We start from the raw sequence: 23,465 nt of genomic DNA on the forward strand, positions 1-23,465 counted from the left end.
GGGGTCATCCCTTCACCGCTCCGGTGAGTCCGCCGACGATGCGGCGCTCGAAGACGCTGAAGAAGATCAGCGCCGGGATCATCGACAGCGACACGAAGGCGAGCACCTTCGCCGTGTCGACGGAGTACTGCGACGAGAAGGCCTGCACGCCCAGCGGCAGGGTGAAGCTCGACTCGTCGCTGAGGATGAACAGCGGCAGCAGGTAGCTGTTCCAGCTCGCGATGAAGGCGAGGATGCCCGTCGTGATGACGCCCGGCATCGCCAGCCGGACGACCATCCGCCAGAAGAAGCCGATCCGGCTGCAGCCGTCGATGAAGGCCGCCTCCTGGATCTCGTCGGGGATCGCCCGCAGGAACGGCACCAGGATGATGATCGTCGTCGGCAGGCCGAACGCGATCTGCGGGAGGACGACGCCGGCGAGCGAGTTCATCAGGCCGAGGCTCTTGATCACCAGGTAGAGCGGGGTGATCGCGACCGTCATCGGGAACATCAGTCCCGCCGCGAAGAGCGCGTAGAACACGCCCCGGCCGCTGAAGCTGTAGCGGGCGAGCACGTAGCTCGCCATCAGCCCCAGGACGACGACGCCGAGGGTGGTGGCTCCCGCCGCGAGGGCCGAGTTGCCGACCTCGCGCCAGAAGATGCCGCCGGTGATCACGTCGAGGTAGTTCTGCACGTTCCACGGCGCGGGGAACCCGGACGGGTCGGTGGTGATCTGCGCGTTCGTGCGGAACCCGCCGATGATGATGTACGCGACCGGCGCGAGCATCAGGGCGATCACGACGATCGCGACGACGTAGGCGATGATCGTGCCGCGGCCCAGCGGGCGGCGGCGCGGCTTCGGCGGGCGCGGCGAGAGCGGCGTGGTCGCGGTGGGCGGCTTGGTGCCCGGGGGCACTGCTGTCAGGGTCGTCATCTCTTGGCTCCGGCCTTCCTCGTGTCTCCCGTGAGGGCGCCTTCGGTGTCCCGCCGCAGCACGAAGCGCTGGTAGAGCAGCGCGACGATCAGCGAGACGAGGAACAGGACCACGGCGACCGCGTTGCCGTAGCCGTAGTTGCCGGCGTTGCGGCCGTTGGTGACGAGGTACGTCGCCATGGTCGAGGTGCCGGCGGTCGAGGACACGTACTGCCCCCAGATGATGTAGACGAGGTCGAACAGCTGCAGCGCGCCGATGATCGACAGGAACGCCCAGATCCGCAGCGTCGGCGCGAGCAGCGGCAGGGTGATCCGCCGCTGCACCTGCCAGTAGGACGCGCCGTCGATCGACGCGGCCTCGGACAGCTCCTCGGGGATGCCCTGGAGCCCGGCGAGGAAGAGGATCACGGCGAAGCCGATGTACTTCCACGTGATGATCAGCATCAGCGTCCAGATCGCGATCGCGGGATCCGAGAGCCAGTCCTGCTGCAGCGCGCCGAGCCCGGCCTTCTCGAGGAAGCCGTTGACGGCGCCGCTGGTCTGGAGCATCAGGCTCCAGCCGGTGCCGACGACGACCTCGGAGATCACGTAGGGCACGAAAATCAGCACACGGATGATCGACTGCCCGCGCAGCTTGCGGTTGAGCAGCAGCGCGATCAGGATCGCCGCCGGCCCCTGCAGCACGAGCGAGAGCACCACGATCGCGCCGTTGTGGCTGAGCGCCTCGTGGAACGTCGGGTCCTGGAGGATCGTCAGGTAGTTCTTGAAGCCGACGAAGTCGGTCGGGACGCCGTAGCCCTGCCAGCTGAAGAAGCCGTAGTAGGCCGCCATCACGACCGGGAAGATCACGAAGGCGAGGAAGACGATCAGCGCCGGGCCGACGAGGATGGCGACCTCGAGGCGGCCGGACCAGCCGAGGCCCCGGCGGCGTCGCTTCGCTGCCGGAGCCTCGGGGCGCGCGTCCTCGCGGAGCGCAGTGGTCGTCACGGTCAGGCCTTGGCCGCGGCGGCGTCGACGGCCTCGACGAGCTGCTCCGGGTCGCTCTTGCCGGCGAGCAGGTCGACGACGGCGACGTTCAGCGCGTTGCCGACGTTCTGGCCGTAGACGGTGTCGAGCCACTGCGAGACGTACGGCGCCGAGTTGTAGGCGGCGAGGATGTCCTTCAGGTACGGCTCGGTGACGGCCTCCTGCGCGACGGTGTTCACCGGCGGCGCGTTGAAGGCGGCGTAGTACTCCTTCTGCACGTCGGAGGTGGCGAGGTAGTTGAGGAAGTCGACGCACTCGTCGGGTGCTGCCGCGGAGCAGGAGTAGCCGTCGACGCCGCCCATGATCGAGCCGGGCGCGCCGGCGCCGCCGTCCACCTCCGGGAAGGGGAACCAGCCGAGGTCGGGCAGCGGCTTCTCGTCGGGGGTGAGCGAGGCGATGACGCCGGGGTTCCAGGCGCCCATCAGCTCCATGCCGGCCTGGTGGTTGGCCAGGAGTCCGGCCGAGGATCCGGCGCCCTGCTGGGCGGCGGTGGTGAGGAAGCCCTCGTTGAACGGCTCGGTGCCGGCGAAGGACTGCAGGTCCTCGCCCGCCTTCAGCCAGCAGTCGTCCGAGAAGTCCTTCGAGTCGGCCGCTTCGGCCAGGGTGTCGGCGCTGCACTCGCGCAGCGCGAAGAAGTAGAACCAGTGCGCGGCGGGCCAGGCGTCCTTCGCGCCGAGCGCGATCGCCTGGGTGCCGCTGCCCTTGAGCGCGGTCACCGCGGAGTCGAGCTGGTCGAGGGTCGTCGGCGTCTCGGTGATGCCGGCCGCGGTGAAGAGGTCCTGGCTGTAGAAGACGCCGCCGGGGAGGACGGCGACGGGCATCGCCCAGACCTTGTCGTCGAGGGTGTTCGCGAGGAAGGAGCCCTCGGGGATCTCGCTGCGCGCCTGGTCGGAGACGCCGTCGGTGATGTCCTTGACCAGTCCGCCGGCGACCATGGCCGCGAGCTTGCCGCCGCCGCGCTGCAGGAAGATGTCGGGCGCGTCGCCCGAGTTGAGCGCCGTCTGCAGCTTGCCGTCCAGGTCCTCGTTCTGGATGGCCTGCGACTCGATGGTGACGCCGGGGTTGGCGGCCTCGAAGTCGGTGATGGTCTTCTCCCAGAACTCCTGGCCGGGTCCGGTGGTCGAGTTCTGCCAGAGGGTCATCGCGACGGTGCCGTCGGAGGACCCCGCGTCCTGGGCGGAGCAGCCGCTGAGGGCCGCCGCCGCGCCGAGCAGGGCCACGGTGGCCACCGCCGTCTTCCTGAATGCTGTTCTCGTGAACTTCATCGTTCGAACCGTTCTCTTCGCTGAGAGGCGCCGCCAGGGAGAGCGGCGCCGGGGTGCACCCGTCCGGGGGAGGGCGGGCAGGCTCAGTCTCGGATCGCCCGAAAAGAACGGCAAACGTTTTCGAAACCATTTTCGACGCGAGGGTCTAGGGTCGAGCGCATGTCCCTCCGCCCGACCATCCACGACGTCGCCGCCGCCGCCGGCGTCTCGGTCGCGACGGTGTCGAAGGCGGTGAACGGCCGCTACGGCATCGCCCCCGCGACGGCGAACCGGGTGCTCGAGATCGTGCGCGAGCTCGGCTACGAGTCGAGCCTGGTCGCGAGCAGCATGCGCTCGCGGCGCACCGGGGTGATCGGCGTGCTGGTCGCCGGCTTCGAGCCGTTCAGCGCCGAGATCCTCAAGGGCGTCGGCTCGGTGCTGCGCGACTCGCGCTTCGATCTGCTCGCCTACAGCGGCTCGCACGAGGGCGAGCAGGAGGGCTGGGAGCGGCGCTCGCTCAGCCGGCTCAGCGGCACCCTGATCGACGGCGCCATCGTGGTCACGCCGTCGGTGGTGAGCACGCCCTCCGACATCCCGCTGGTCGCGGTCGACCCGCACACCGGCCGCGCCGACGTGCCGACCGTCGAGTCCGACAGCTTCGGCGGCGCCCTCCAGGCCGTGCGCCACCTCGTCGCCCTCGGCCACCGGCGCATCGGCTTCGTCGCCGGCCGGGTCGACCTCCGCTCCGCCCGGTTGCGCGAGGCCGGCTACCGCGCCGGACTCTCGGAGGCGGGGATCGCGTTCGACGAGCGGCTGCTCCGGGTGGGCAGCTACCACCACGACACCGCGCGGCTGCCGGCCTCGACGATGCTCTCGCTCGCCGACCGGCCGACCGCCGTCTTCGCGGCGAACGACGTCTCGGCGCTCGCCATCATCGAGACGGCCGCGCACCTCGGGCTCGCGGTGCCGCGCGACCTCTCGGTGGTCGGCTTCGACGACGTGCCGGAGGCGGCGCGCTTCGATCCGCCGCTGACGACCATCCGGCAGCCGATGCAGACGCTCGGCGCGACGGCCGCCGAGATGCTGATCGCGCTGATGGCGGGTGGCACTCCCGCTTCGCTGCACGTGCAGCTGCCGACCCAGCTGGTGCGCCGCGCGACGACGGCGCCGCCCTCGTGATGCCTTCCCCCCGCGACGCGCACGACGAGCTCTTCGACGCGCTGGTGTTCGTCGACCTCCCCGTGCTCGACGCGCTGCTCGACACCCGCTTCGTGATCGAGCACCCGACCGGGCTCGTGCAGTCGAAGCTCGACTGGATGGACGACATCGCCGAGGGCCTGAAGGAGTACCACGCGATCGACCACGTCGAGAGCGCCGTCTCGGGCAGCGCCGCGCACCCGGTGCTCGTCTCGCGCACCCTGACCGAGGCGACGATCGGCTCGCTGCACGCCACCTGGCGCCTGCAGCTCACCAGCCGGCTGGTGCCGGTCGGCGACGAGTGGGTGATCACCCGCACGACCGTCACCACCTGGTGAGCGCTCGATCCGACGGGCTTCAGGCCTGCAGGATCACCGCGCCGTAGTGCGTGCCCGCACCGGTGCCCACCAGCAGCACCGACTCGCCCTCCTGCACGCGGGCGCGGTGCAGCGCGAGCGGGATCGCCGAGCCGATCGTGTTGCCGACCTCGGGCAGGGTGATCACCATCCGCTCGCGCCCCCAGAGCCGCGCCATGCCGGCGAGCCCGGCCGCGCTGGTCTGGTGCGGGATGACCCGGTCGATGCCCGGCAATCCCGTGCTCAGGCCGGGGCGCACCCGCTCGAGGAAGCGCGGGAAGTGCCGCAGCGCATCCACGAGCAGCGCGCCGCCGTGCATGTCGAAGCGGAAGTCGGCGAGCCGGCCCGGGGCGTCCTCGATCCGGATGCGCGAGCCGAAGCCGCGGATCTCGGCATGCCGCACGCCGCTCGGGCGGGTCTCGAAGCGCGAGGTGACGACGCCCTGGTCCGGGCGCTCGGCCCGGCCGACGACCACGGCGGCCGCCGCGTCGCCGAACAGCAGCGCGCTCTCGGGCTGCGCGAGGTCGATGCCGCGACTGCCGCCCTCGGTCGAGACGACGAGCACCCGCTCGGCGCGGCCGGTCGCGAGCAGGAAGCCCGCCTCCTGCAGCGCGAAGAGGAACGACAGGCAGGTCGCGTGCAGGCTGTAGGCCGAGACGTCCTCGAGGCCGAGCCCTGCGGCGATCAGCGCCCCGCCGTCGGGGATCGCCTGGAGCTGGGTGCCGGAGGCGTTCAGCACGACGTCGATGTCGCGCGCGTCGATCCCGGCCGCGTCGAGCGCCCGGCGGGCGGCGAGCAGGCCGAGCTCGAGCGGGTCCTCGTCGTCGGCGAGCCAGTGCCGCGTGAGCACTCCGGAGCGGCGAGCCGCCTCCTCGGCGTCGATGCCGCAGAGCGCGGCGACCTCGGCGGTCGTCACGACGCGCGCCGGCAGGGCCTCGCCGGTGCCGAGGACACGGACGGGCAGCAGGAGCGGGAGCGCATCGGCCACGATCCTGTATAGCGCCGATGGGCCCGCGCCCGCTCGCGCTAGGCTCCGGCGGGACGGAGAGGGGGTCTGGCGTGGATCGTGGCGAGTTCTGGGTGGTCGTGCCCTTCTACGACGAGGAGAAGCTGCTCGGCGGCACCCTCGACGCCCTCGCCGACCAGACCGACCCCGGCTTCACCCTGCTGCTCGTCGACAACGGCAGCACCGACCGCTCGCGCGAGGTGATCGCCGCGTTCGAGGCCCGCCGCCCCGACCGCCCGGTCCTCGTGATCGACGAGCCGCAGAAGGGCACGGGAGCCGCCTCCGACACCGGCTTCCGCCACGCGATCGCGCAGGGCGCCCTGGCCGTCGCGCGCACCGACGCCGACTGCCTGCCCGATCCGGACTGGGTGGCGCGGCTGAAGGCCGACGTCGCCGACGGCGCCCGCTTCGTCGGCGGCCGGCTGGCGCCCCGCACCGACGAGCCCTTCTACCGCTGGTACGACGGCGTGATCGGCACCGCGATGATCCGGCTGATGGAGCACGCGCCCGGCGTCTTCTACCACCGGCCCGGCCAGCGCTACCGGATGTTCATGGCGGCCGGCTCGAACCTGGCGATCGACGCCGCGCTCTACCTCGAGGTCGGCGGCTTCCCGCGCTCGAGCATCGACGACACCGACGAGGACCTGGAGCTGCACCTGAAGGTCTGCCGGGTCATCCCGCGCGCGCAGGCGAAGCTCGATCGGAAGGCGGTCGTGCGGATGTCGATCCGCAAGGGGAAGGCGCTCGGCTACCTCGGCATCCTGCTCTGGTACTGGGGCCGCAAGCGCTGGGGTCGCGCGGGCGTCGCGGAGGTCGTCGATGTCCGCTGAGCAGGCCGGGCCCCGCCGCGTCCTGATCACCGGGGCGACCGGGTTCCTCGGCGGCCACGCGGTCGCCGAGTTCCTCGCCGCGGGCGACGAGGTGATCGCGACCGGCCGGAACGCCGACGCGCTAGCCCGCATGGCCACCCTCGGCGCCGAGACGATCGCGGCCGACCTCGCCGAGCTCGCGACGCGGGACGTCCGCGCCGACGTGCTCGTGCACGCCGCCGCGCTCTCCAGCCCCTGGGGCCGCTGGCGCGACTTCCACGCGGCCAACGTCGCGGGCACCGCGGCGATGATCGACCTCGCCGAGCGCCGCGGCATCCGCCGGCTCGTCTTCGTCTCCTCGCCGAGCCTCTACTCCGCCCGGCGCCACCGGCTCGGCATCCGCGAGGAGGACGTCGACACCGGCAGCCGGATGAGCCTCTACATCCGCAGCAAGATCGCCGCCGAGCGGCTGCTGCAGGAGGCGCACGCCGCCGGGCGGATCGCGGAGCTCGTGATCCTGCGGCCGCGCGGCCTGATCGGCGTCGGCGACCCGAGCCTCATCCCGCGCTTCGTCGCCGCGAGCCGGCGCCGCGGCATCCCGCTCTTCGACGGCGGCCGGAACCCGGTCGACATCACCTGCGTCGAGAACGCGGCCCTCGCGCTCCGCCTCGCCGCGGACGCGCCGGTCGCGGCCGGCGGCGTCTACAACATCACCAACGGCGAGCCGGCCCCGCTCGGCGAGCTGCTCGACCGCTTCTTCGCCGCGATGGGCGAGGAGCCGCGTTACCTCACGGTGAACCTCCGCGTGCTCAGCGCGCTCGCCGTCGTCCTCGAGCGCGTCTACTCCGCGCTCCCCGGAGACGCGGAGCCGCCGTTCACCCGCTACACGGTCGCGACGCTCGCCTACGCGCAGACCCTCGACATCTCGCGGGCGCGCACCGAGCTCGGCTACGCGCCGCGCGTGCCGCTCGCGGAGGGCCTGCGGAGGGTCGGCGAGCACTACCGGAGGCTGTCGTGACCGAGCCGCGCCTCCAGGTCTTCGCCTGCGGCGAGACGAGCTTCCCGCTCTCGCGCGTCTTCCGCGGGGGGAGCCCCGCGCGCCGCACCTTCCCCTCCGCCGTCTTCCTCTACACGCACCCGAGCGGCCGGCGGGTGCTCTTCGACACCGGCTACCCGCCGTCGCTGCGCGGGACGGGCGCGGTCGGCGCTCTCTACCGGCGGATCCTCCCGGCCCGCGTGGGCCCCGGCGACACGATCGACCGCCGCCTCGCGGACATCGGACTCGCGCCGTCCGACATCGACACGGTCGTGCTCTCGCACCTGCACCCCGACCACGTCGGCGGCCTGCGCTGGTTCCCGGACGCGCGGCTCGTCCTCTCCCGCGGTCAGCTCGAGACGATCGAGCGGAGCCGGATCACCGACGGTGTCTTCGCCGCGCTGCTCCCGCCGTGGACCGCGGGCGCGACGGTGGTCGACGACCAGCCGGTCGCGACGACGCCCAGCGGGATCCGCGGCTACGACCTCTTCGGCGACGGCCGCTTCGTGATCACCCCGCTGCCCGGGCACGCGAGCGGACACCTCGGCGCGCTCGTCGAGGGCCGCGTGCTGCTGGCCGGCGACGCGGCCTGGGGTCGCGAGTTCCTGACCTGGTCGGACCGGCTGCGCTTCCTCCCCCGGCTGATCAGCCACGATGCGGAGGCGCACCACCGCACCTCGCTCGAGCTGGAGCGCTTCGAGGCCGCGGGGATCACACTGTGCTTCAGCCACGACCCGTATCCGGAGCGCGTACTGCTGGCATGAGCCGGCTCGCTCAGCTCGCGAACTCCTCCGGCCGGTCGTGCTCGGCCAGCGAGAGCCGGACCCGCTCGATGTCGGCGTCCGACGGCAGCTCCGAGGTGACCTGGGCGATCGCGGTGCCGACGTCGACGCGGCTGGCGGGCAGCCCGCCCTCGGCGGCGAGCCGAGCGGCCACCTCCGCCACCTCGTCGTCGGAGAGCCGGCGGCGCAGCAGCGCGATCAGCGGCACGAAGTCCTGCTCGGGCAGCCCCGCGGGGTAGCCGGCGCGGAGCCAGCGGACGACCCGCGTGACGAGCCCTGCTCGCTGCTCCTCCGGCACCGCGAGCTCCTCCGGTCGGGCGAGCGGCCAGCCCGCGCTCGCGAGCCGCGCCGAGACCCGCACGAGGTCCTCGGGCAGCGCGGGGCCGAGGAGCGTCTCCTCGATCCGCGCGCGCATCCGGGCCGCCGAGAGCTCCTCGCCGACCGCGTCCGCGCGCACCGCATCGGAGAGCAGCTCGCGGACGACCTGCTCCAGCTCGTCGCGGGTGAGGCTGCGCTGGAGGATGCCCAGCAGCGGCAGGTAGTCGGTCTCGGGCACGCCGGTCGGGTAGCCCGCGCGGAGCCAGGCGACCACCCGCGCGACGACGCCGTCCGCCGGAGCGGGAGCCGCGTCGGGCGCAGCGGGATCGGTCGCGGACACGCTCAGCCCTTGGGGACGAACGTCGGGACGACGTGCTCGAAGCTGACGGCCTGGCCGAGGCCGGTCGCGATGATGATGCTCAGGCCCACCGCCACGGCGGCGACCACGATCACGAAGCAGAGCACGCCGAGCGCGCGCAGCAGCGGCGCGGGGAGGCCGGGAGCGGGCGCGGATCCGTCACCGCCGGCGAGGGCGAACGAGCGGACGCCGACGGCGAAGAGCACGGGCAGGCCCGCTCCGAGGAGCACGGCGATGAGCGCCACCTGGCCGGCGGCACCGAGGAAGAGGGAGAGCACGGGTCGGTCCTTTCGAGTCGGTACGGAGGGCTCCGGGCTAGACGCCGGCGGTCTGCTTGGCCGCGGAGCCCGCGTCCGACCACTCGTCGTTGACGTTGTGCGCGCCGACGCTGCTGCGGCGCGAGCGGACGTAGATGAACACGGCGACGGCGACGAGCACGGCGGTCATCAGGATCCCGCCGGCGGCCCCGCCGACCAGGTGGCCGATCCACCACATCACGGCGCCCATCAGCGCGGCGGCGGGGAGCGTGATCACCCAGGCGATCACCATCCGGAGCGCGACGCGCCAGCGCACCTGCGCGCCGGGCCGGCCGACGCCGGAGCCGAGGATCGAGCCGGTCGCGACGTGCGTGGTCGAGAGGGCGAAGCCGAGGTGGCTGGAGGCGAGGATGACCGCGGCCGAGGCGCTCTCGGCGGCCATGCCCTGCGGGGTGTCGATCTCGACGAGGCCCTTGCCGACGGTGCGGATGATCCGCCAGCCGCCGATGTAGGTGCCGAGGGAGATGGCGAGCGCGCAGCTGAGCTTGACCCAGAACGGCACCGACTCGGTGTCGCTCCAGCCGCCCGCGGCGATCAGCGCCAGGGTGATGACGCCCATGGTCTTCTGCGCGTCGTTGGTGCCGTGCGCGAGCGAGACGAGGGACGCGCTGCCGATCTGGCCGATCCGGAAGCCGCGGTGGATGCGGCGGTCGGCCAGGTTGCCGATCACGCGGAAGACGAGCCAGGTGCCGATCGCGGCGACCGCGCCGGCGAGCACCGGCGACATCAGCGCGGGCAGGATCACCTTGCCGACGACGCCGTCGAGCTTCGTTCCGTCGCCCGCCCAGTTGACGCCGTTGAGGCCGAGCCCGGCGAGCGCCGAGCCGATCAGGCCGCCGAAGAGCGCGTGGGACGAGCTGGAGGGGAGGCCGAGCAGCCAGGTCAGCAGGTTCCAGATGATGCCGCCGATCAGGCCGGCCAGCACGATCAGCAGGAGCGCGGATCCGCCGCCCTCGAGCAGCGCCGGGTCGGGCGCGCCGGTGGAGTCCTGGATCTTGACGACCGCGTTCGTGACGGTCAGCGCCACCTCGATGCTGAGGAACGCGCCGACCAGATTGAGGACGGCGGAGAGGGTGACGGCCACCTTCGGCTTCAACGCGCCGGTCGCGATGGACGTGGCCATCGCGTTCGCCGTGTCGTGGAAGCCGTTGGTGAAATCGAACGCCAGAGCGGTGACGATGACGAGCGCGAGAAGGATGAAGGGATCCACGGAGGAGATCCTCCCGCCCCGCGCTCGCCGCCCGGAAGCGATGGCCAGCACGTTCACCGGCTGTTCACCTCACTGGGCGGCGCGGCGGGCTACCCTGTGCAGATTTTCAGGCTAAGCGCTCAGTTCGAGGAGTGCGGCAGCGGCGGCGTGAAGTCCGGCACGTGCTCGGGGTCGGCGTCGGGCGCGGGCTCGGCGGCGGGCTCCTCGGGCTGCGCCTGCTCCTGGTCCTGCTCGTCGTGCGCCGCGCTCGGCAGCGGCGGCGTGAAGTCGGGCGTGACCGACGGGTCGGCCGCACCGACGGCCACGTGCTCGCGCTCGACCACGTGCTTCGGGGCGGAGGGGATGCTGCGCTTCTCGGCCTGGGCGGCCTTCTTCGCCGCCTTCTCCTGCTGGCGCTTCAGCTTGTCGGTCTGCTCCGCCAGCTTGCGGGCCTTCTTGCGCAGCTTCTTGCTGGAGTCGCGGACGGCGTCGTGCGCCGCGCGCACCGACTTCTCCGCCTTGGCCAGGGCCTTCTTCGCGCGCTTCTGCGCGGCCTTGTCGTCGGTCTTCTGCGACGACTTCTTCGAATCAGACTTCTTCTTCTGCGCCATGCCGGCTCCTCACACTCGTCGACCGCGATCGGTCGTGGCTCCCACCGTAGCGAGCGCGCACCGGACGGGGCCTGGGCAGGAGGGCCGGACGGGAGTACAACTGCCGCATGAGCGATGCGATCTCCCCCCGCGACTTCCGATCCGCGCCCGGCACCGCCGACTGGCGGGTCGTGGGCGACGGCGCCCGCGCGTACTTCCGCGCCGGCTCCTTCGCGGCGGGCGCCGCCCTCGTCGCCGCGATCGCCGCCCTCGCCGAGCAGGCCGGCCACCACCCCGACGTCGATCTGCGCTACGGCGGCGTCGGCGTGCGCCTGATCAGCCACGACGTCGGCGACATCAGCGAGCGCGACCTCGCCCTCGCCCGCGAGATCTCGGCCGCCGCCCGCGCGCTCGGCCTCGCCGCCGAGCCGGCCGGGGTGCAGAGCCTGCAGATCGCGATCGACGCCGTCGACGTCGCCGCGGTCCGCGCCTTCTGGCGGGCCGTGCTCGGCTACTCCCCCGTCGAGGACGCCGACCTCGCCGACCCGCGCGCCCTCGGCCCGAACCTCTGGATCCAGCGCATCGAGGCCCCGCGCCCCGAGCGCAACACGATCCACCTCGACCTCTATGTGCCGCGCGACGTCGTCGACGCCCGCCTCGCCGCGGCCCTCGCCGCCGGCGGCCGCGTCGTGAACGCGGAGAACGCGCCGGAGTGGTGGACCCTCGCCGACCCGGAGGGCAACGAGGTCGACCTCGCACCCTGGCGGGACGACAGCGAGTGGAGCGCCTGAGGCAGGCTGGACTCATGGTCTTCACTCCGAACCACGGCGGCTACTCCGGCAGGCACGGGCTGCGCCGCCCGATGCGCGGCCCCAAGCGCGACCGCTGGATGTGGTGGCGCCTCGGCTCCGGCGTCGCCGCGACGCTCGCGGGCTTGATCGCCCTGCTGGTCTTCACGAGCGGCCGGTACTGATCGTGTCCCGCGAGAGAGTCACGGGCATCGGCGGCTTCTTCTTCGCCGCGCGCGATCCGGAGGCGCTGGCACACTGGTACGCGGAGCACCTCGGCATCGACGAGGTGCCGACCGAGTACGGCGCCCCGTCCTGGCGGCAGGACGCCGGCAGCACCGTCCTCGCACCGATGCCGGCCGGCTCCGAGCACCTCGGCCCCGCCGGCTGGACCCTGAACCTCCGCGTCCGCTCGCTCGACGCGCTCGTCGCCCAGCTCCGCGCCGCGGGCATCGCCGTCGAGATCGACCCGGAGACCTACCCGAACGGCCGCTTCGCCGACCTGCACGACCCCGAGGGCAACCGCCTCCAGCTCTGGCAGCCGTCTGGCGCGGACGCCTAGCGTCTCGCAGTCGCAGCCGCGTCAGGCGCGGTCGTGGAGGGTGATCAGGTAGCCGTCCGGGTCGGCGAAGGTGAAGGTCAGGCCGAAGGGGCCCTCGGCGGGGGCCGACGTGATCGGGACGCCGGCGGCGGCGAGGTCGTCGTGCAGGGTGGCGACCTCGGTCGCGTGCAGCCAGAGGGCGACGCCGCGGCCGGGCTCGGTCGGGAGATCCGTGCCGGGGACGATGTCTCGGATCGCGAACGGGATGGGCGCGGTGTCGAAGACGACGGCGTGCGGCGGGCCGGGACGGCGGGAGAGGCCGAGGCGGGTCTCGTAGAACTCGGCGGACCGCTCGAGGTCGCGGACCTGGAGGGAGAGGAAGTCGGGACCGGTGATCGCCATGGGGAGCGCCTTTCGTCGATGATGTGTGTCAGTTTCCTTACATAGAGGGTATGTCAGACTACTGACATGGGTCAAGAGGGCGAGCAAACACAGGGCATCGAGCTGGACACCTCCGTCGGCTACGTGCTGAAGGAGGCGTCGAGCGCACTGCGGGCGGCGATGGAGGCGGCCCTGCGGCCGCTCGGCGTCACCGTCACCGCCTACTCCTGCCTCGAGCTGCTGGCGCACCGGCCGGGGCTCTCCAGCTCGGAGCTGGCCCGCGGCGCGTTCGTGACGCGACAGTCGATGCACGTGCTGCTGCAGTCGATGGAGCGCGACGGCCACCTGATCCGGGCGGAGACGGCGCCGAGCGGGCGCGCGCTGCCGACCCGGCTCACGGCGTCCGGCGAGGAGCTGCTGGGCGAGGCGAGCGCGGCCGTCCGGGGCGTCGAGGAGCGGATGCTGACGGGGCTGGACGGGGCGCGGATCCGCGACCTGCACGTCCTCCTGCGCTCGTGCGCGGACGCACTGTCCTGAGCCCCGCGCGAATACCGCGCGCCGTTCGGCATTCTCTCAGTCGCATTCCGGAGCACCGCGGGTACTCTGGAGGGTCGCCGCGCGGTCCCCTGAGCCCCGGCTGATACCCCCCTGTGTACTGAACCGTTCCCCCGCCCCGCCCTGCCGCGCCCCCCGTTCCCCCGCGGCGAACGACCCGGAAACACCGACTGCATGCACCACTCCGACCACGCCCCGGCCCCCGTCCCCGCAGGGACCGCGCACACTCCCCCGACCCGTCGGCAGCTGCGCGAGCAGCGCGAGGCCGAGCAGGCCACCGCCCGCCGCGCCACCCGCAGCAGCGCCCGCCGCCCCTCGACGCGCCGCGTGTCCGCCTTCGCCGCGATGACGTTCGTGGTCGGCCTGGCCGTCACCTCGACGATGCCCGCCTTCGCCGTCGGCGACACCCCGGAGTCCGCCGTCGCGACCGACACGGCGAGCGCCGTCGCCGCGGCCCGCCCGCAGAGCTTCGTCGCCGCCGGAGTCGTGCAGCAGAACGTCACGCGCGACGCCTTCGCCGCCGAGGCCAAGCCCGAGGTGCTCGTGCCGACCGCCTCGCTCGACGCGATCACCGCGGACGCCGGCGAGTCGACCGCCGCGGCCGCCGGCGTCTCCGGCGCCTGGGTGCTCCCGATCGCGGGGCACATCAGCAGCGGCTACGGCCCCCGCCCCGACCAGCCGGTCGCCGGCGTGAACCTCTTCCACAAGGGCACCGACCTCGCCGGCGCCTGCGGGACCCCGGTCCTCGCGGCCGCGAGCGGCACCGTCGAGGAGGCGGCCTACTCCGGCAGCTACGGCAACTGGATCCTGCTCGACAACGGCGGCGGCATCGAGACCGGCTACGCGCACAACACCGACCTGCTCGTCGACGTCGGCGACACCGTCACGGCGGGCGAGGTCATCGCGACCCGCGGCTCGACCGGCGCCTCCACCGGCTGCCACCTGCACTTCGAGACCCGCGTCGACGGCGAGGCGGTCGACGCCGTGCCGTTCATGGCCGCGCTGGGCGTGCCGCTGGGCTAGAGGTCCAGAGCTAGCCCATCGGCACCGTCCGCGGACCGGTCGAGACCGCGCCGGACCAGTGCGCGTCGGCCGGGTCGGTCGTCACGGTGATCGTCGCGTCCTGGTCGACGGCGACGTGCATCGTTCCGGTGTTGCCGCCGCCGTCGCCCGGCGTGCGGGTGATGTTCGGGTCGTAGACGCAGGACGAGCCGGTGGTCATCAGGCCCTCGACCTCGACGGTCACCTCGGCGTCGGCGGTGTCGCAGACGACCGAGACGGTGACGTACAGCGGCTCGCCGATGAGGCGCACGGTCTGCGGCTCCACGGCGCCGACCTCGTCGATCCACTCGACGGCGGCGGTGGCGCCGTCCGGCAGCCGCACGGGTCCGATCGGGCGGTCGGTCGGCGCCGCTGAGGCGGTCGGCGTGGCGGTCGGCGTCGCCTCCGCTCCGCTCTGCGCGGGTGCCGTGCAGGCGGCCAGCGCCAGCCCGGTGAGGGCCAGCGCGGCGCCGGTGGTCATCGCTCTTCTCATGCTCTTCACGGCTCCCCCGCTCGTGTCGGTCCTTCCGGTCTACCCGAGGCGGCCGGCGGGCGGGACGGTCTCTGCGGCGGTTGCCAGGGTCGACGCCCACCGAATCCCGAGCATCACTAGGTATATAGTGGACCTATGGATACCAGCAGCACCCGCTTCACCGACCGCGTCGTCCTCATCACCGGAGGCGGCTCCGGCCTCGGCCGCGCCACCGCCGTCCGCCTCGCCGCGGAGGGCGCGAAGCTCGCCCTCGTCGACGTCTCCGAGCCGGGCCTCGCCGCCACCGTCGAGGCGCTCCCCGAGGGCACCGAGTCGCTCACCGTGCTCGCGGACGTCTCGAAGGAGTCCGACGTCGACGCCTACGTCGCGCAGACCCTCGAGCGCTTCGGCCGCATCGACGGCTTCTTCAACAACGCCGGCATCGAGGGCCGCCAGAACCTCACCGAGGACTTCACCGCCGACGAGTTCGACAAGGTCGTGGCGATCAACCTCCGCGGCGTCTTCCTCGGCCTCGAGAAGGTGCTCAAGGTCATGCGCGAGCAGGGCTCCGGCATGGTCGTCAACACCGCGAGCGTCGGCGGCATCACCGGCATCGGCAACCAGTCCGGCTACGCGGCCGCGAAGCACGGCGTCGTCGGCCTCACCCGCAACTCCGGCATCGAGTACGGGCAGTACGGCATCCGGATCAACGCCATCGCCCCGGGCGCCATCTGGACGCCGATGGTCGAGAACTCGATGAAGCAGCTCGACGCGGAGAACCCGCGCAAGGCCGCCGAGGAGTTCATCCAGATCAACCCGACCAAGCGCTACGGCGAGGCCGCCGAGATCGCCTCGGTCGTCGCCTTCCTGCTCTCGGACGACGCCTCGTACATCAATGCGGTGGTGCTGCCGATCGACGGCGGTCAGTCGATCAAGTACTGAGCCCTCCCACCCCGGAGCCGCCGCGGCGCGAGAGAATGATCGGATGAACCCCACCGGCCGCTTCCGCGCCGCCCGCGACACCCTGCTCGAGCACCGCACCGACGCCATCGCCGCCGCCGAGGCCTTCCGCTGGCCGGACGTCGGCCCGCACTTCAACTGGGCCGTCGACTGGTTCGACGAGATCGCGATCGGCAACGAGCGCACCGCCCTCTGGATCGTCGAGGAGGACGGCTCCGAGACGAAGGTCTCGTTCGACGAGATGCGCTGGCGCTCCGACGAGGTCGCCGCCTGGCTGCACTCCGTCGGCGTCGAGCAGGGCGACCACGTGCTGCTCATGCTCGGCAACCGGCTCGAGCTGTGGGAGTCGATGCTCGCGATCATGAAGCTTGGCGCGGTCATCCTGCCGACCACGACCCTCCTCTCCCCCGCCGACCTGGCCGACCGCCTCGAGCGCGGCGAGGTGGCGCACGTGATCGCGGACGCGAGCGAGACCGGCAAGTTCGCCGGGATGGCGGAGGGCGTCGGCCGCATCGCCGTGGGCGGCGCCGCCGCGGGCGTTCCCGACGGCTGGCTCGACTACGCCGACTCGATCGAGGCCCCCGGCATCGCCCCGACCGTCGTCGTGGACAGCACCGACGCGTGCCTCGTCTACTTCACCTCGGGGACGACCTCGAAGCCCAAGATGGTCGTGCACAGCCACGAGTCGTACCCGGTCGGGCACCTCAGCACGCTGTACTGGCTCGGCGTGCAGCCGGGCGACGTGCACTCGGCGATCAGCTCGCCCGGCTGGGGCAAGCACGCCTGGAGCTGCTTCTTCGCGCCGTGGAACGCGGAGGCGACGGTGTTCGTCTACAATTACTCGCGCTTCTCGCCCGCGGCGCTGCGCGAGCAGCTCGACCGCGCCGGCGTCACCACCTTCTGCGCGCCGCCGACGGTCTGGCGGATGCTGATCCAGTCCGAGCTGGGCGCGAAGCCGCGCGCGCTCGCCGAGATCCTCTCGGCCGGCGAGCCGCTCAACCCCGAGGTCATCGCGACGGTCGAGCGCGAGTGGGGCCTCACCATCCGCGACGGCTACGGCCAGACCGAGACCACGGCGATCATCGCCAACCCGCCCGGCGCCGAGGTCGTCTCCGGGGCGATGGGCCGGCCACTGCCGGGCGTCGCGATCGCGCTGATCGACCCGGTCACCGGCGAATCCTCCTCCACAGGCGAGATCTGCCTCGACCTGTCCACGGAGCCGGTCAACCTGATGTCCGGCTATCTCGGCGACGAGGAGCGCACCTCGCGCGCGCGGGCCGACGGCTACTTCCACACCGGGGACGTCGCCGTCCGCGCCGTCGACGGCACCATCACCTTCCTCGGCCGCACCGACGACATCTTCAAGTCGTCGGACTTCAAGATCTCGCCCTTCGAGGTGGAGAGCGTGCTGCTGCAGCACCCGGCCGTCGCGGAGTCGGCGGTCGTGCCCGCGCCGGATCCGACGCGGCACAGCGTGGTCAAGGCGTACGTGGCGCTGGCGGAGGGCTGGGAGCCGACCGCCGAGACCGCCGCGGCGATCTTCCGGCACACCGACGAGCTGCTCTCCTCGTTCGAGCGGGTGCGGCGGATCGAGTTCCACGAGCTGCCCAAGACGATCTCGGGCAAGATCCGCCGCGTCGAGCTGCGCGAGCGCGAGGAGGAGGCCTTCGGCCGCGGCGAGGAGCTCGCGGCGGAGTGGCGGAGCGACCGGCTGTAGCGCAGGCTCTCACTCCGCGGGCGGCCGGCGGCGCTGCTGCTTGGTGGCGGAGCGCTGCTGCTTGCTCGCGAGGTGCCGGCGGGCCGAGCCGCGGGTCGGCCGGGTCGGGCGGCGCGGGGCGGCGGGCGGAGCGAGGGCCGCGGCGACGAGGTCGCGGAGCGTCGCGAGGGCGCTCTCGCGGTTGCGCAGCTGCGAGCGCTGCTGCGACACGGTCACGGTGACCGCACCGGCGACCATCCGCTGCGAGAGGCGCTCGAGGATCCGCGACCGCTGCTCCTCGCTCAGCACGGCCGACTCCGCCGCGCTCCAGGTGAGCTGCACGCGGCTGTCGGAGGTGTTGACGTGCTGGCCGCCGGGGCCGGAGGAGCGGGAGAACCGCCACTGCAGCTCCGTCGCGGGGATCGTGAGGGCGGCGCTCACCTCGAGATCGGCGCTCGCCTCCGGGACCATGCGGCAAGCCTGGCACGCTGCGACGCGATCAGGCCGAGGGCGGTCGTCCGCCGCCCGCTCCGCCGCCGCCGCCGCCCGAGGGCACCGAGCCGCCCGTGGGCTCCGTGGTGGTGTCGACGCCGACGCTGAGGGCGAAGTGGTAGCCCGCGGTCGCATCGCCGGTGGCCGTGGCGAGCTGCAGCTCCCCGCCGTCGTCGCTGAAGACGTTGTCGTTCGCGAGGCTCACCTGCGCGAGGTTCTCGGAGGAGCCCTCGTAGCCGCTGAGCGCGTAGACGGCGGTGCAGGCGTCCTCGGGGACGGCGAGCTGCGAGGTGGCGATCGCGTTGCCGGAGTCGCTGATCGAGTCGACGTCGGGGTAGACCTCGAAGTGGATGTGCGGCCAGCGTCCGGAGTAGCAGGCGGGGAAGACCGAGGTGTAGCTCACCTCGCCTTTCGCGTCGGCGACCTGCACGCCGCGGAGGTAGGTCTCCTCGGTGATGCCGTCGGAGTACATCGAGTAGCCGCCCGCCGCGTCGCAGTGCCAGACGTAGACGGCGGCGTTCTCGAACGGGACGCCGCCGTTCGCCAGGTCGAGGATCGTCAGCGTGAACGTGAGCGGGACGCCCGTCGCGGTGCCCCCGCCGTCGATGCTCGAGCGGATGTCGCTGCGGACGATGCCGGAGTTCGAGAGCACGTCGGGACCGTTCGAGCCGTCGCCGGGGTAGGGGCCGGCGGTCTCGTCCGGGATCTCGCCGGTCGCGGCGGTGGCAGTGGCGGTGGCGGCGGCGGCGGCGGCGGCGGCGGCGGCGGTCGAGGTGCTCGCACCCGTGCTGCCGGCGGCGGCCGAGCAGGCGGCGAGGACCGTGGTGGCGGCGCCGACCCCGATCAGGCCGAGAACGCGACGGCGGCCCAGAACGGTGCGGCCCAGGACGGTGCGGCCCAGAACGCGGCGCTCCAGCAGCGTCCGCACGTCGAAGGCGAGCCCCTGGTCGACGACCTCCTCGTCGGGGCGGTCGAGCGCGCGGCCCTCGTAGCGGGGGCCGTCGGGGGTGCGGTCCGGTTCGGGGATGCGTGCCATGAGGTGGCTCCTTGTCGCTCGGGGGCTCGGGGAACCCCAGAGTGACCGGCTCCTCAGGCCGGAGTCTCTGCACCGGCTATGAGTCTCCGATGTCCCGACGCCATCGGCGCCACAGGGCCTTCAGCCGCTCGACCTGCCGATCCGTCCAGTCGTTCGACAGGGCGAAGGCCGCGGCGGCGGGGTCTCCGCCGTTGCTGATCCGCTGGATCGCCTCGAGCGCCTGCTGGGCGGGATCGCGGTCGTCCTCGGGATCGTGCGGCGCCTCGGTCACGATCCGGCTCCGTCCCGCGCGGCCCCGGGGTACGGCACGGTCGCCGCGGGCCAAGCCGACGCGAGCAGCTCGCCGCGCAGCCGGTGGTACTGCTGCACCGCGCTGAGCGAGTCGGAGCGGAAGGCGAGGGCGACGGCGGCGTCACGCCAGTAGGCGTCCCAGCCGTCGTACTGCGCGAAGACGCGCGCGCCGATGCTCTCCAGCAGCTGCCAGGCGCGCTCGGCGGTCAGGTAGCCGGCGACGTAGGCGTAGCGGACCGCTCCGATCGTCCGCTCGGCGTCGCCCGCGAGCAGCAGCGCCGGCGGGCGGCCGCCGATCGGCTGGGTGCGCTCGAGGAGGTCGAACTCGCTCGCGCCGCTCAGCGCGGAGATCCGCGACCGCATCCGCTCCGCGTCCTCCGACGCCGACACCTCGGCGAAGCGGGTCGACAGCGGTCCGCGGGCGAGGGCGTCGGCGACGAGGAGCTCGACGTCCTCGGCCGAGGCGATGCGGAAGCCGCGGTCGAGCCCGCCGCGCTGCTCCGAGAGCTCCGGGATCGGCAGGTCGGGCCAGGGCGAGCCCTTGGCGCCGTCGCCGTAGCGGGCGCGCAGGCCCGCGGGCAGCTCGGCCCAGGTGGGCTGGAAGGCGAGCGAGGAGTTCCAGCCGCCGAAGGAGAAGTCGCTGACCGCGTCGAGGGCGAGCAGCTGCTGCTGCCGGAGGGTCGGCGCGGGGGTCCGCGCCTCGGCGCGGTAGGCGAGCTGCTGCCGCCGGGGTGCACCCGCATCGCGGAACTGGAAGACGATCGAGGCGATCGCGAGCCCGAAGACGAGGCCGATCCCGAAGGTGAAGATCGGCAGACCGGTGCTGCCGTCGGCGCTCGCAAGGCCGAGCACGAAGCCGACGACGCCCAGCGGAGCGGCGCACGCCGTCACCAGCAGGGCGCGGCGGGCGATCCCGCCGCCGGGCGAGCGACGGTGCGCGTCGGCGATCCGCGCGTACCGCAGCCGGGAGCGCACGGGGAACTCCACGTCTCCGGGGTGATTCTGCAGCGGCACGCTCGGCAGCCTAGACGGACTGCGCGGATGCCGCGGGTGTGGTTGCCTGGGGGCATGAAGCTTGCCGAAGCACTCCTCGAGCGGGGCGATCTGCAGAAGCGGATCGAGGCCCTCCAGTCGCGGATCGTCGCGAACGCCTCCTACCAGGAGGGCGAGGAGCCGACGGAGGACCCGGCGGAGCTGCTCGCGGAGTGCACGCGCGCGCTGGCCGCGCTGCAACGGCTGGTCACGGCGGTGAATCTCACCAACACGGCGGCGACCACGCCCGACGGCACGCGGCTGACCGCGGCGCTCGCCCGGCGCGAGTCGCTGCGCGCGCAACACAGCATCGTGGTGCGGGCGGCCGACGCGGCCGCGGGCGATCGCGGCTACCGCCAGCTGCGCAGCGAGCTCCGGCGGCTGCCGGCCCTGCCCGTGCGCGAGCTGCGCGCGCAGGCCGACGAGCTGGCGCGCGAGCTGCGCGACCTGGACGCGGCGATCCAGCGCACGAACTGGGAGGTCGATCTGCTGCAGGAGTGAAGCGGTGAGTCGGTAGGCGCACCGGAGCGAGCACACACCGTCGGGCCGGCGGTCAATCCGGCCCACTGTCACGCGGTGGGCAGCGTACGGCTCCGGCCATCACTCACAGCCCAGCACCGACGACCGGTGATCGCGCAGGCAGGACATCTCATCACCACGTGCTGGCCGGTGCGCCGAGGGCGGGTTCGGGGACCTCACCGCCTGAGTGTCCGCGTCATGCCATCGAGCGCAGCTGCGCCGCGAAGAACGCGAGCGAGCGGTCGACCTCGGGCAGCGCGGGCGTGCGGTTCAGGTGGCCGTGCGGCATGCCCTGCGCGAGGTAGCCGGTCGCGGCGACGCCGGCCTCCGCCAGCTGGCGCAGCAGCAGCTCGGCCGAGCCGCGGAGCTCGTCGTACTCGTTCACGAGCACGGAGGTCGGCGGCAGACCGTGCAGCGGGGCGGCGCCGGGGAGCGCGTGCGGCGGCAGATCGGAGAGGCGGCCGACGTAGGTGCGGACCATGCCCTCGATGCCGGCGGTCGGGAAGCGCAGCAGCGGCGGCAGCGGGAGCAGCTCGCGGATCACGGCGTCGTCGAGCGGCGGGTTCGGGAAGTGCGCGAACGGGTAGGCGAGCAGCACGTGGTCCGGGAGGCGCGTGCCGGCGTCGCGCTCGCGGAGCGTCGCGGCGAGGGCCAGGGCGGCGCCGGCGCTGGCCCCGCCGATCGCGACGGGCAGCGCGCCCGGCGTCTCGGCGCGGAGGTGGCGCCAGGCGGCCTGCACGTCGTCGAGCGGGACGGGGAAGCGGACCTCGGCCGTCGCCAGCCGGTAGCCGACCGAGACGACGCGGGTGCTCGCGCGGGCGGCGAGCTCGGCGGCGACGACGTGCGACTCGCGCATCTCGAGGTCGCCGGCCTGGAAGCCGCCGCCGTGCACCCAGAGCAGGGCGGCGGCCGCGGGCGCTGCGGGCTCGTAGATCCGGAGCGGGATCGGGCCGTGCGGGCCGTCGATCGCGGCATCGGAGACCGTGACGCCCTCGGGGAGCGACCACGGGCCGGGGTCCTGCTCGAACTCGGCGACCTTCGCCGCCTGCTCGGCGTCGAGCGGATAGCCGACGCCGTCGAGCAGCGGCAGGCGGGCGGCGAGGTAGGGATCGAGCGGCAACAGTGCCTCCTGGGTGGGTGCGGATACGAAGAACACGGTAGTCAGGACGGCGGCGGTGCGTCCTCGAAGCGGGGGCCCGGCGGCGCCCCGGCCAGGGCGGGCGGGCGGATCGTGACGGTGCGGCCGGTCGGGGTGGTCCAGACGATGCCGCCGTCCTTCCGGGGGACGTAGGTCCAGCGGTCGCCGTGGCGGACGTGGTGGTGGCTCGCGCAGAGGGAGACGAGGTTGTCGAGGGCGGTCTCGCCGCCGTTGCGCCACTCGATCGTGTGGTCCGCCTCCGACCTCGACGCGGAGCGGGTGCAGCCGGGGAAGCGGCAGGTCTGGTCTCGGAGCTGCAGATGCAGGCGCATCTGCGGGGGTGGGACCCGGTGGGTGCGGCCGACGGAGACGACCGCGCGGGTATCGGGGTCGGTGAGGACCCGGGTGAAGGAGGCGGCGCTCGCGACCAGCGCGCGGGCGAGGTCGGCCGGGAGGAGGCCGTAGCCGTCGAGGTCCGCGGGAGCGTCGTCGAGCCCGACAGCAGTCGACGCGGCGAGGGTCAGCCGCACCTCCGCGCGGATCCCCGGCACGAACGACGACGACACCTGAGGACCGTCGCTCGCGGGAGTCGTCCCGGCGATGTCGCCGTCGCGCAGCAGATCGGTGAGGGCGTCGGCCTTGAGCTGAGCCAGGGTGCGCTCGTCGCCGCCCTCCCGGAGGGCGCGGGCGATGCGGTCGAGACGATCCCCGATCCCCAGCGCGTCCGGCGCGGGCAGCAGCGCGCAGAGCGTGGCCATCCCGTCGACCTCCGGCGAGATCCAGAGGGCGCGATCCTGGCGGGCGCGGGCATGGCGCTGAGCGAGCGGCTCCTCGTGCAGCTCATCGCGCAAGCGGGCGACGATCCTCCTCAGCTGCGTCGGCGTCACCTCCGGCGCGACCTCGGCCGCGCGCGCGTCGAACGCGGCACGAGAGGTGACGGGCAGGGTCGCGGCGGTCGCGCCGATGATCTCGCCCGCCTCCCACAGCAGCCGACCCTCCGCCAGGAGAGCGCGCGTGCAGGGCAGCTCCTCGACCAGCAGGATCGCGTGATCGATCACCTTCCACGCCGCCCGCTCCGACAGGCGGAGCGCGACCGCGAACTCCGCCCGGATCGACCGCTCGACCAGACCGGTCACCTCGCTCCGGGACAGGCCGCGGGCGAACTCCTGCGGAGCGGCGAGTGCCGTCCGGTAGGCGAGATGCAGCGCCTCCGCGCGCGTGAGGAGGAATCGCGCCGAGGTGAGGCCGAGATCGGCGGCCACGCCGAGCACCGCGCCGACGGCGGCGGCCGGCCCGAGCCGTCCCTCCGCCGCATCCGCGTCGCTGATCTCATCCATACGCGTATTGAAGCAGGAACCACCGACACCCGAGAGGCCGATCCGA

General features: G+C 73.1%; 29 protein-coding genes. 13 read left to right on the forward strand and 16 right to left on the reverse strand.

Annotation, left to right across the window (positions count from 1 at the left end; translation table 11 throughout):
• Positions 1–4: 4 nt before the first annotated feature.
• The 3 genes from GSU72_RS18235 to GSU72_RS18245 are packed head-to-tail and all read right to left on the reverse strand — an operon-like array spanning position 5 to position 3,203.
• Entirely contained in the window at positions 5–913 is a 909-nt protein-coding gene (locus GSU72_RS18235) for a carbohydrate ABC transporter permease (RefSeq protein WP_159986304.1), read from the reverse strand.
• The gene (locus GSU72_RS18240; protein WP_244255880.1) at positions 910–1,899 is read right to left on the reverse strand and encodes a sugar ABC transporter permease; all 990 of its coding nucleotides are present in this window, start codon (positions 1,897–1,899) and stop codon (positions 910–912) included. Before GSU72_RS18240 ends, GSU72_RS18235 begins: the two co-directional genes overlap by 4 nt.
• A 2-nt stretch (positions 1,900–1,901) precedes the next feature.
• Positions 1,902–3,203, reverse strand: coding sequence for an extracellular solute-binding protein (locus GSU72_RS18245; RefSeq protein WP_159986305.1), 1,302 nt, complete (start codon positions 3,201–3,203; stop codon positions 1,902–1,904).
• 159 nt (positions 3,204–3,362) lie between these two features.
• On the opposite strand from GSU72_RS18245, the gene GSU72_RS18250 reads away from it, so the two are divergent.
• Entirely contained in the window at positions 3,363–4,361 is a 999-nt protein-coding gene (locus GSU72_RS18250; RefSeq protein WP_159986306.1) for a LacI family DNA-binding transcriptional regulator, read from the forward strand.
• On the forward strand, positions 4,361–4,717 hold the full coding sequence (locus tag GSU72_RS18255) for a nuclear transport factor 2 family protein (protein ID WP_159986307.1): 357 nt from the start codon (positions 4,361–4,363) through the stop codon (positions 4,715–4,717). The genes GSU72_RS18250 and GSU72_RS18255 overlap by 1 nt, the downstream gene beginning before the upstream one ends.
• Positions 4,718–4,736: 19 nt before the next feature.
• Here GSU72_RS18255 and GSU72_RS18260 read toward each other — a convergent pair whose 3' ends face one another.
• Positions 4,737–5,723 (reverse strand): 3-oxoacyl-[acyl-carrier-protein] synthase III C-terminal domain-containing protein, encoded by a 987-nt coding sequence (locus GSU72_RS18260; protein WP_159986308.1) that lies wholly within the window; start codon positions 5,721–5,723, stop codon positions 4,737–4,739.
• A gap of 71 nt (positions 5,724–5,794) precedes the next feature.
• Here GSU72_RS18260 and GSU72_RS18265 point away from each other — a divergent pair, with 71 nt between their 5' ends.
• Genes GSU72_RS18265 through GSU72_RS18275 form a run of 3 tightly spaced genes read left to right on the forward strand, consistent with a single transcriptional unit; the run spans position 5,795 to position 8,350 of the window.
• Entirely contained in the window at positions 5,795–6,571 is a 777-nt protein-coding gene (locus GSU72_RS18265; protein WP_159986309.1) for a glycosyltransferase family 2 protein, read from the forward strand.
• Positions 6,561–7,568, forward strand: a complete 1,008-nt coding sequence (locus GSU72_RS18270) for an NAD(P)-dependent oxidoreductase (protein ID WP_159986310.1) — start codon at positions 6,561–6,563, stop codon at positions 7,566–7,568. The genes GSU72_RS18265 and GSU72_RS18270 overlap by 11 nt, the downstream gene beginning before the upstream one ends.
• Positions 7,565–8,350, forward strand: a complete 786-nt coding sequence (locus GSU72_RS18275) for an MBL fold metallo-hydrolase (RefSeq protein ID WP_159986311.1) — start codon at positions 7,565–7,567, stop codon at positions 8,348–8,350. Before GSU72_RS18270 ends, GSU72_RS18275 begins: the two co-directional genes overlap by 4 nt.
• Before the next feature lie 10 nt (positions 8,351–8,360).
• Here the strand turns inward: GSU72_RS18275 and GSU72_RS18280 are convergent, their stop codons facing one another.
• The 4 genes from GSU72_RS18280 to GSU72_RS18295 all read right to left on the reverse strand — a co-directional run bounded on the left by GSU72_RS18280 (position 8,361) and on the right by GSU72_RS18295 (position 11,161).
• Positions 8,361–9,026, reverse strand: coding sequence for a DUF3349 domain-containing protein (locus tag GSU72_RS18280; RefSeq protein WP_244255881.1), 666 nt, complete (start codon positions 9,024–9,026; stop codon positions 8,361–8,363).
• Between the two features lie 2 nt (positions 9,027–9,028).
• Complete coding sequence (locus GSU72_RS18285) at positions 9,029–9,322, reverse strand: hypothetical protein (protein ID WP_159986312.1); 294 nt, start codon at positions 9,320–9,322, stop codon at positions 9,029–9,031.
• 37 nt (positions 9,323–9,359) lie between these two features.
• Positions 9,360–10,571 carry an inorganic phosphate transporter gene (locus GSU72_RS18290; protein ID WP_159986313.1) on the reverse strand — a complete coding sequence of 404 codons (1,212 nt, stop codon included), beginning with the start codon at positions 10,569–10,571 and terminating at the stop codon, positions 9,360–9,362.
• A 119-nt stretch (positions 10,572–10,690) separates the two neighbouring features.
• Entirely contained in the window at positions 10,691–11,161 is a 471-nt protein-coding gene (locus tag GSU72_RS18295; RefSeq protein ID WP_159986314.1) for a hypothetical protein, read from the reverse strand.
• Positions 11,162–11,268: 107 nt separating this feature from the next.
• On the opposite strand from GSU72_RS18295, the gene GSU72_RS18300 reads away from it, so the two are divergent.
• The 3 genes from GSU72_RS18300 to GSU72_RS18310 are packed head-to-tail and all read left to right on the forward strand — an operon-like array spanning position 11,269 to position 12,490.
• Entirely contained in the window at positions 11,269–11,931 is a 663-nt protein-coding gene (locus GSU72_RS18300) for a VOC family protein (protein ID WP_159986315.1), read from the forward strand.
• Between the two features lie 14 nt (positions 11,932–11,945).
• Positions 11,946–12,113 (forward strand): hypothetical protein, encoded by a 168-nt coding sequence (locus GSU72_RS18305; protein ID WP_159986316.1) that lies wholly within the window; start codon positions 11,946–11,948, stop codon positions 12,111–12,113.
• 2 nt (positions 12,114–12,115) lie between these two features.
• Positions 12,116–12,490, forward strand: coding sequence for a VOC family protein (locus GSU72_RS18310; protein WP_159986317.1), 375 nt, complete (start codon positions 12,116–12,118; stop codon positions 12,488–12,490).
• A 21-nt stretch (positions 12,491–12,511) separates the two neighbouring features.
• Here the strand turns inward: GSU72_RS18310 and GSU72_RS18315 are convergent, their stop codons facing one another.
• Complete coding sequence (locus tag GSU72_RS18315) at positions 12,512–12,871, reverse strand: VOC family protein (protein WP_159986318.1); 360 nt, start codon at positions 12,869–12,871, stop codon at positions 12,512–12,514.
• 66 nt (positions 12,872–12,937) lie between these two features.
• On the opposite strand from GSU72_RS18315, the gene GSU72_RS18320 reads away from it, so the two are divergent.
• Together GSU72_RS18320 and GSU72_RS18325 are read left to right on the forward strand one after the other, a co-directional pair.
• Complete coding sequence (locus GSU72_RS18320) at positions 12,938–13,387, forward strand: MarR family winged helix-turn-helix transcriptional regulator (RefSeq protein WP_159986319.1); 450 nt, start codon at positions 12,938–12,940, stop codon at positions 13,385–13,387.
• A gap of 192 nt (positions 13,388–13,579) precedes the next feature.
• Complete coding sequence (locus GSU72_RS18325) at positions 13,580–14,428, forward strand: M23 family metallopeptidase (protein WP_159986320.1); 849 nt, start codon at positions 13,580–13,582, stop codon at positions 14,426–14,428.
• A gap of 10 nt (positions 14,429–14,438) precedes the next feature.
• Here the strand turns inward: GSU72_RS18325 and GSU72_RS18330 are convergent, their stop codons facing one another.
• Entirely contained in the window at positions 14,439–14,927 is a 489-nt protein-coding gene (locus GSU72_RS18330) for a hypothetical protein (RefSeq protein ID WP_159986321.1), read from the reverse strand.
• Positions 14,928–15,074: 147 nt separating this feature from the next.
• On the opposite strand from GSU72_RS18330, the gene GSU72_RS18335 reads away from it, so the two are divergent.
• Positions 15,075–15,860 carry a glucose 1-dehydrogenase gene (locus GSU72_RS18335; RefSeq protein ID WP_159986322.1) on the forward strand — a complete coding sequence of 262 codons (786 nt, stop codon included), beginning with the start codon at positions 15,075–15,077 and terminating at the stop codon, positions 15,858–15,860.
• Between the two features lie 43 nt (positions 15,861–15,903).
• The gene (locus GSU72_RS18340; protein ID WP_159986323.1) at positions 15,904–17,595 is read left to right on the forward strand and encodes an AMP-binding protein; all 1,692 of its coding nucleotides are present in this window, start codon (positions 15,904–15,906) and stop codon (positions 17,593–17,595) included.
• 9 nt (positions 17,596–17,604) lie between these two features.
• On the opposite strand, the gene arfB is transcribed toward GSU72_RS18340, so the two are convergent.
• From arfB to GSU72_RS18360, 4 genes are all read right to left on the reverse strand, one after another.
• Complete coding sequence (arfB, locus tag GSU72_RS18345; protein ID WP_159986324.1) at positions 17,605–18,045, reverse strand: alternative ribosome rescue aminoacyl-tRNA hydrolase ArfB; 441 nt, start codon at positions 18,043–18,045, stop codon at positions 17,605–17,607.
• Between the two features lie 28 nt (positions 18,046–18,073).
• Positions 18,074–19,102 (reverse strand): intradiol ring-cleavage dioxygenase, encoded by a 1,029-nt coding sequence (locus tag GSU72_RS18350; protein WP_159986325.1) that lies wholly within the window; start codon positions 19,100–19,102, stop codon positions 18,074–18,076.
• 76 nt (positions 19,103–19,178) lie between these two features.
• Positions 19,179–19,373 carry a hypothetical protein gene (locus tag GSU72_RS18355; protein WP_159986326.1) on the reverse strand — a complete coding sequence of 65 codons (195 nt, stop codon included), beginning with the start codon at positions 19,371–19,373 and terminating at the stop codon, positions 19,179–19,181.
• Complete coding sequence (locus GSU72_RS18360; protein ID WP_159986327.1) at positions 19,370–20,407, reverse strand: DUF1266 domain-containing protein; 1,038 nt, start codon at positions 20,405–20,407, stop codon at positions 19,370–19,372. The genes GSU72_RS18355 and GSU72_RS18360 overlap by 4 nt, the downstream gene beginning before the upstream one ends.
• Before the next feature lie 54 nt (positions 20,408–20,461).
• On the opposite strand from GSU72_RS18360, the gene GSU72_RS18365 reads away from it, so the two are divergent.
• A complete protein-coding gene (locus GSU72_RS18365; protein ID WP_159986328.1) occupies positions 20,462–20,926 on the forward strand; it encodes a DIP1984 family protein in 465 nt (154 codons plus the stop codon).
• Positions 20,927–21,140: 214 nt separating this feature from the next.
• Here the strand turns inward: GSU72_RS18365 and GSU72_RS18370 are convergent, their stop codons facing one another.
• Positions 21,141–22,064 (reverse strand): alpha/beta hydrolase fold domain-containing protein, encoded by a 924-nt coding sequence (locus GSU72_RS18370; protein ID WP_159986329.1) that lies wholly within the window; start codon positions 22,062–22,064, stop codon positions 21,141–21,143.
• Positions 22,065–22,105: 41 nt separating this feature from the next.
• Positions 22,106–23,419, reverse strand: a complete 1,314-nt coding sequence (locus GSU72_RS18375) for an HNH endonuclease signature motif containing protein (protein ID WP_159986330.1) — start codon at positions 23,417–23,419, stop codon at positions 22,106–22,108.
• Between the last annotated feature and the right edge of the window lie 46 nt (positions 23,420–23,465).

The sequence above is a fragment of the Rathayibacter sp. VKM Ac-2760 genome, from assembly GCF_009834185.1.
In the GTDB taxonomy this organism is placed as follows: Bacteria; Actinomycetota; Actinomycetes; order Actinomycetales; family Microbacteriaceae; genus Rathayibacter.

Excerpts from the sequence above, each read along its gene's own strand:
- GSU72_RS18375 (WP_159986330.1), bottom strand. The coding sequence starts at position 23,419 with ATGGATGAGATCAGCGACGCGGATGCGGCGGAGGGACGGCTCGGGCCG.
- GSU72_RS18350 (WP_159986325.1), bottom strand. The coding sequence starts at position 19,102 with ATGGCACGCATCCCCGAACCGGACCGCACCCCCGACGGCCCCCGCTAC.
- GSU72_RS18335 (WP_159986322.1), top strand. The coding sequence starts at position 15,075 with ATGGATACCAGCAGCACCCGCTTCACCGACCGCGTCGTCCTCATCACC.
- GSU72_RS18315 (WP_159986318.1), bottom strand. The coding sequence starts at position 12,871 with ATGGCGATCACCGGTCCCGACTTCCTCTCCCTCCAGGTCCGCGACCTC.
- GSU72_RS18235 (WP_159986304.1), bottom strand. The coding sequence starts at position 913 with ATGACGACCCTGACAGCAGTGCCCCCGGGCACCAAGCCGCCCACCGCG.
- GSU72_RS18250 (WP_159986306.1), top strand. The coding sequence starts at position 3,363 with ATGTCCCTCCGCCCGACCATCCACGACGTCGCCGCCGCCGCCGGCGTC.
- GSU72_RS18340 (WP_159986323.1), top strand. The coding sequence starts at position 15,904 with ATGAACCCCACCGGCCGCTTCCGCGCCGCCCGCGACACCCTGCTCGAG.
- GSU72_RS18245 (WP_159986305.1), bottom strand. The coding sequence starts at position 3,203 with ATGAAGTTCACGAGAACAGCATTCAGGAAGACGGCGGTGGCCACCGTG.
- GSU72_RS18330 (WP_159986321.1), bottom strand. The coding sequence starts at position 14,927 with ATGACCACCGGCGCCGCGCTGGCCCTCACCGGGCTGGCGCTGGCCGCC.
- GSU72_RS18300 (WP_159986315.1), top strand. The coding sequence starts at position 11,269 with ATGAGCGATGCGATCTCCCCCCGCGACTTCCGATCCGCGCCCGGCACC.
- GSU72_RS18365 (WP_159986328.1), top strand. The coding sequence starts at position 20,462 with ATGAAGCTTGCCGAAGCACTCCTCGAGCGGGGCGATCTGCAGAAGCGG.
- GSU72_RS18325 (WP_159986320.1), top strand. The coding sequence starts at position 13,580 with ATGCACCACTCCGACCACGCCCCGGCCCCCGTCCCCGCAGGGACCGCG.
- GSU72_RS18255 (WP_159986307.1), top strand. The coding sequence starts at position 4,361 with ATGCCTTCCCCCCGCGACGCGCACGACGAGCTCTTCGACGCGCTGGTG.
- arfB (WP_159986324.1), bottom strand. The coding sequence starts at position 18,045 with ATGGTCCCGGAGGCGAGCGCCGATCTCGAGGTGAGCGCCGCCCTCACG.
- GSU72_RS18295 (WP_159986314.1), bottom strand. The coding sequence starts at position 11,161 with ATGGCGCAGAAGAAGAAGTCTGATTCGAAGAAGTCGTCGCAGAAGACC.
- GSU72_RS18320 (WP_159986319.1), top strand. The coding sequence starts at position 12,938 with ATGGGTCAAGAGGGCGAGCAAACACAGGGCATCGAGCTGGACACCTCC.
- GSU72_RS18270 (WP_159986310.1), top strand. The coding sequence starts at position 6,561 with ATGTCCGCTGAGCAGGCCGGGCCCCGCCGCGTCCTGATCACCGGGGCG.
- GSU72_RS18305 (WP_159986316.1), top strand. The coding sequence starts at position 11,946 with ATGGTCTTCACTCCGAACCACGGCGGCTACTCCGGCAGGCACGGGCTG.